Annotated in this window: 5 protein-coding genes; 2 read left to right on the top strand and 3 right to left on the bottom strand. The window is 66.5% G+C overall.

Features of this window, described 5'->3' with window-relative positions:
• Nucleotides 1-189: 189 nt before the first annotated feature.
• On the bottom strand, nt 190-999 hold the full coding sequence (locus EOA60_RS21480) for a type II CAAX endopeptidase family protein (protein ID WP_095823679.1): 810 nt from the start codon (nt 997-999) through the stop codon (nt 190-192).
• A gap of 100 nt (nt 1,000-1,099) precedes the next feature.
• The gene (locus EOA60_RS37715) at nt 1,100-1,267 is read right to left on the bottom strand and encodes a hypothetical protein (protein ID WP_164899448.1); all 168 of its coding nucleotides are present in this window, start codon (nt 1,265-1,267) and stop codon (nt 1,100-1,102) included.
• 19 nt (nt 1,268-1,286) lie between these two features.
• On the opposite strand from EOA60_RS37715, the gene recO reads away from it, so the two are divergent.
• Nucleotides 1,287-2,051 (top strand): DNA repair protein RecO, encoded by a 765-nt coding sequence (gene recO / locus EOA60_RS21475; protein ID WP_067321116.1) that lies wholly within the window; start codon nt 1,287-1,289, stop codon nt 2,049-2,051.
• On the opposite strand, the gene EOA60_RS21470 is transcribed toward recO, so the two are convergent.
• Nucleotides 2,048-2,512 carry an NUDIX domain-containing protein gene (locus EOA60_RS21470; protein WP_127336040.1) on the bottom strand — a complete coding sequence of 155 codons (465 nt, stop codon included), beginning with the start codon at nt 2,510-2,512 and terminating at the stop codon, nt 2,048-2,050. The genes recO and EOA60_RS21470 overlap by 4 nt on opposite strands.
• 246 nt (nt 2,513-2,758) lie before the next feature.
• Here EOA60_RS21470 and EOA60_RS21465 point away from each other — a divergent pair.
• On the top strand, nt 2,759-4,185 hold a 1,427-nt coding region (locus EOA60_RS21465), incomplete at its 3' end, for a DUF2339 domain-containing protein (protein ID WP_164899447.1).

Here is a 4,185-nt window from a genome sequence, read left to right as displayed (position 1 = left end):
ATCTCGGCGCGCGCATCGCCGTCGATGACGCGACCTGGGCGCGCGGACGCGGCTGGACGCTGTGGAAGGCGCTCATCACCGTTGCCGGTCACGACGCCAACCAGGCCGAGGTCGGGAGGCAGCGCCGGGTGATCGACGAAGTGCTCGCCGATCATCGCAAATGGGGATGACGGCGCCGAGCAGGCGCCCTCACCGGTCGAGTATCCATGCAGTGGCAAGTCGCTTCGCAGGCCGCCGTACAAAGCTTTCCGTGCCGTAATAGGCAACGATCGCGACCGCGATGACCGCCCAGATCGCGACGCCGAGCCATTGCTGCTGGATATAGTCGCCGTCGACGAACACCTTGGCGAGGAAGCGTACGCTGTTCTGGTGTGAGACATGCATCAGGATGGCCAGCAATACGCTGCCCGTGTTCTGGTAAAGCCAGGTGAAGACGATCCCGGCCAGCACGACGTTGATCGTGCTGTAGAGGCTGAGATCGCCGAGCAGGCCGAGCGGCAAGTGCCAGATTGCCCATATCACGCCGAGGATCAGGCTGCCGGCGAGCGCGGGGCGACGGCCAAGAAGATGCGGGGTCGCGAAGCCGCGCCAGCCGGGTTCCTCGCCCAGCGGACCGCTGAACACGGCATAGAGCGCGATCATGGGCGCCACCTCGGAGAAGGTAGGAATGTTCCCCCACGACGGCTCCGCCGAACCGAGGAACGGATTGATCAGGATCGAGGCGAGCTGTGTCCCGAACGGCAGGCCGACCGCCACCAGATACCAGATCGGGCGAACGCGCCATTTCACCATCGAGGCGAGGATGGTCTTCACCGCGCCCCAGCCGCCGGCGAGTGCCGCGACGGTGAAGCCCGAGATTGCCGGTCCGAAGGTGAACCAGGGAATGCTCTCGCCATGCGACAGATAGAAGGGAATGAACGCCAGCCATGTCAGGCCGAGCGCCAGCGAAAAGAAGATGGTCAACTGGTGCCCGCGCACCTCGCCCAGGAAGGAGCTCATAACGGTCCTCTCATCGGGCCATTGTTGCGAGTGGTCGCCTGCCCGAGAGGTCGACGCTTCGGGAAAAAGCCAGCCGAGCCGCTCGGCGGTCTGCGCCGGTTCACCCGGTCAACGTGCCGGTATTTGGCGCCGGCGCGGCCGAAAAATCCCGAACGGTTTCTGAGAATTTTCCGATATTGCCGCCTCGGCGGCAGCGGCAGATGTTGCCTGCCATCACTGTCAGGACAGATTTTGGGTCACGGACGGCAATCTTGATTTCGCCGCCCAACAGGTGAAAAGCTCGACGTATGGAATGGCGCGACGAGGGAATCATTCTCGGCACCCGCAGGCATGGCGAAACCAGCGCCATCCTCGAGGTGATGACGCGCGCCCATGGCCGGCATCTCGGCCTGGTGCGGGGCGGCCGCTCGCGCAAGCAGCAGCCGGTGCTGCAGCCCGGCAATCGCGTCGATCTTTTGTGGCGGGCGCGTCTCGACGAGCATCTCGGCATCTTCCAGGCCGAGGCGATCGAGATGAACGCCGCCCGGCTGATGGACAGCGCAGTCGCCGTCTACGGCCTGCAGACCATGGCCGCGCATCTCAGGCTTCTGCCCGAACGCGATGCCCATGGCGGCCTCTACGAGGCTCTTGCGGTGATGATCTCCCATCTGGGCGATGCCGATGCCGCGGGCGAGTTGGTGGCGCGCTTCGAATTGCTGATCCTGGATGAACTCGGCTTCGGCCTCGACCTCAGCCAGTGCGCGGCGACCGGATCACGGCAGGATCTCGCCTATGTCTCGCCGAAATCCGGACGCGCCGTCTCGCGCGCCGCGGGCGCGGCTTGGCACGACAAGATGCTGGCGCTGCCGGCCTTCCTGCAGCGCGGCACCGGCGTGCGCGCCGATGCCGCGGCGCTCGAGGACGCCTTCCGGCTGACCGGCTTCTTCTTCACCCGCCACGTTTATGAGCCGCGCGGCATCGAGCCGCCCGACGCCCGCGCTGGATTCCTCGCGGCGCTGCGCCGGCATCAGGTGGCGGTGAAGGTGATTGCCGCGAATGAGGCGAGGATCTAATCGGCTCGCCGTCGCTCCAGAAAATCGTCGAGGATGGGACGCTGGCCTTTCAGGATCTTGAGACCGGCGTCTGGGAGCGAGAACCAGCCGGCTTTGTCCACTTCGGGAAATTCCTTCATGGCTCCCGACCTTGGCGGCCATTCCATGGTGAACATGTTGCTCCTGACGGCATCCACATCGATGTCCGCTTCGACGCTCCAGGCGATCACGATTTTACCGCCCGGCTGCTTGTAGCTGCCGACTGGCTGGAAATCGCCGTCGATCGCGACGCCTAGCTCCTCCTCGGCCTCACGCCGAGCGGCCACGAGATCGTCCTCGCCATCGTCGATCAGCCCCTTCGGGATCGACCAGGCCCCTTCATCTTTCCTTGCCCAGAACGGTCCGCCGGGATGGACCAGCAGGAACTCGAACACACCGGCGGTTTGCTTGAAGATCAGCAGGCCCGCGCTTCGTTGCGGCATCGGTCATCCTCTTGTTAATTCCCGCTAGCGTTCGAGGATAGCACGAGTGGTCCGCGGCGAGCGGCCGGCAATTTGCGGCCCGAGCCTCAGCCGCTTCGACGTATCGCCGTTGGATAAAGCCTGCGGTCGCTGGCAATCGGCGCCGAAACATGCTCGATCTTGCAGGCCGGCAGGGCGCTGATTGGGTAGCCGTCTCATCGCCGCATTTGTCGGCCACGACTGGCACGGTTTTGAGGGGAAACCGCCATGTTTTTCGGCCTGATCGCCATTGCCGCCGTCATCGCTCTATTCGTCATCATTTCACGCCAGCAAACGCGCCTCGGACTGATCGAGCGCGAGCTTGGCGCGCTGCGCAGCTTGGTGCTTTCGGGCATCCCGCAGCCCGCGCCCCGGCCTGGCGAGGTCGCGGAAGCTGCTGCAGGCGAAGGTCCCGCCGTGATTGCCGCAGCGGTCACGTCGCCGGCAGGTGAAGCAGCCCCGCAGGCCACAGCCGCCGCGACGCCCGACGAGCCAAAAGCCGAAGCGCCAGCCCAAGCGGGCGAGGGGACTCCGTCCGAACCCGCCGGAGAGGGACAATTGACGCAACCTGCCGCGCCGGCCGAAGCGGCAGTACCTGCAAGGGCCGCCCGCGATGTCGAGACGGCCCTCGGCACGCGTTGGGCGGTCTGGGTCGGCGGCATCGCGCTGGCGCTGGGTGGCCTGTTCCTGATCCGCTACACGATCGAGGCCGGCATTTTCGGCCCCGGCGTGCGACTGACCATGGCCGGCGTTCTCGGTCTTGTGCTGCTTGCCGGCGCCGAGTTCATCCGCCGCACCGGCTTCCGGGTGCCGGTGCAGGGAGCTGCCGGCGCCTACATCCCGGCGATTCTGACGGGCGCCGGCGCCTTCATCCTGTTCGGCACCGTCTATGCAGCCTATGGCATCTACGGCTTTATCGGCCCCGCGCTCGCCTTCACGCTGCTCGGCGCGATCGGCGTCGCCACCATTGCCGTCTCGCTGGTCCACGGCCTGGCGCTGGCCGGCATCGGCCTCGTCGGTGCCATGGTGACGCCGGCCCTCGTCGCCTCGGAGGCGCCGAACCCGTGGGCGCTGTTCGTCTACCTGGCGATCGTGCTTGCCGCCACGGCGGCTATCGCCCGCATCCGCGATTGGAAGGCGCTTGTCGCGGCAGCCTTCGCCGGCACCGGCATCTGGACCATCGTCTACATGACCAATGCACCGGAGGTGAATCTCTCGACGGTGCTGTTCATCAGCCTGGCCTCGCTTGCCGTGCTCGGCTTCGTCTGGCTAGCCGATTTCTTGACTGCTGGCCGCGACGACGCGGAGCCCTGCTTCGACTGGCCATCAATCGCGCCCGGCTTCTTCGTTGCGCTGACCGCGCTCGGGCTGTCGGTCGATCCGGTGTTTGCCAAGGCGGGTTATGCCTCGCACGGCGCGGTGCTGCTCGCCGCGCTGCTGGCAGTGGCGCTCTACCGGCCGCGCGCCTTGCCGCTCCTCTTCGCCGCCGGCCTGGCGACCGCGCTGATCTATCTCGGCATCATCCCGCCCGCCACCATCGGCGCCGATGCGCTGGATGTCGGCCTGGGCGCCGAGCCGCTGGCCGCATCCGACACGCTGACCTTCCGCCTCGGCATCGCGCTTGCCCTGGTCTTCGTCGCAGCCGGGTTCTGGGC

This window comes from Mesorhizobium sp. M1A.F.Ca.IN.020.06.1.1, assembly GCF_004023265.1.
Lineage (GTDB): Bacteria > Pseudomonadota > Alphaproteobacteria > Rhizobiales > Rhizobiaceae > Mesorhizobium.
The sequence above is the reverse complement of the archived record's forward strand: the minus strand, read 5'-3'. Positions and strand labels throughout refer to the sequence as shown.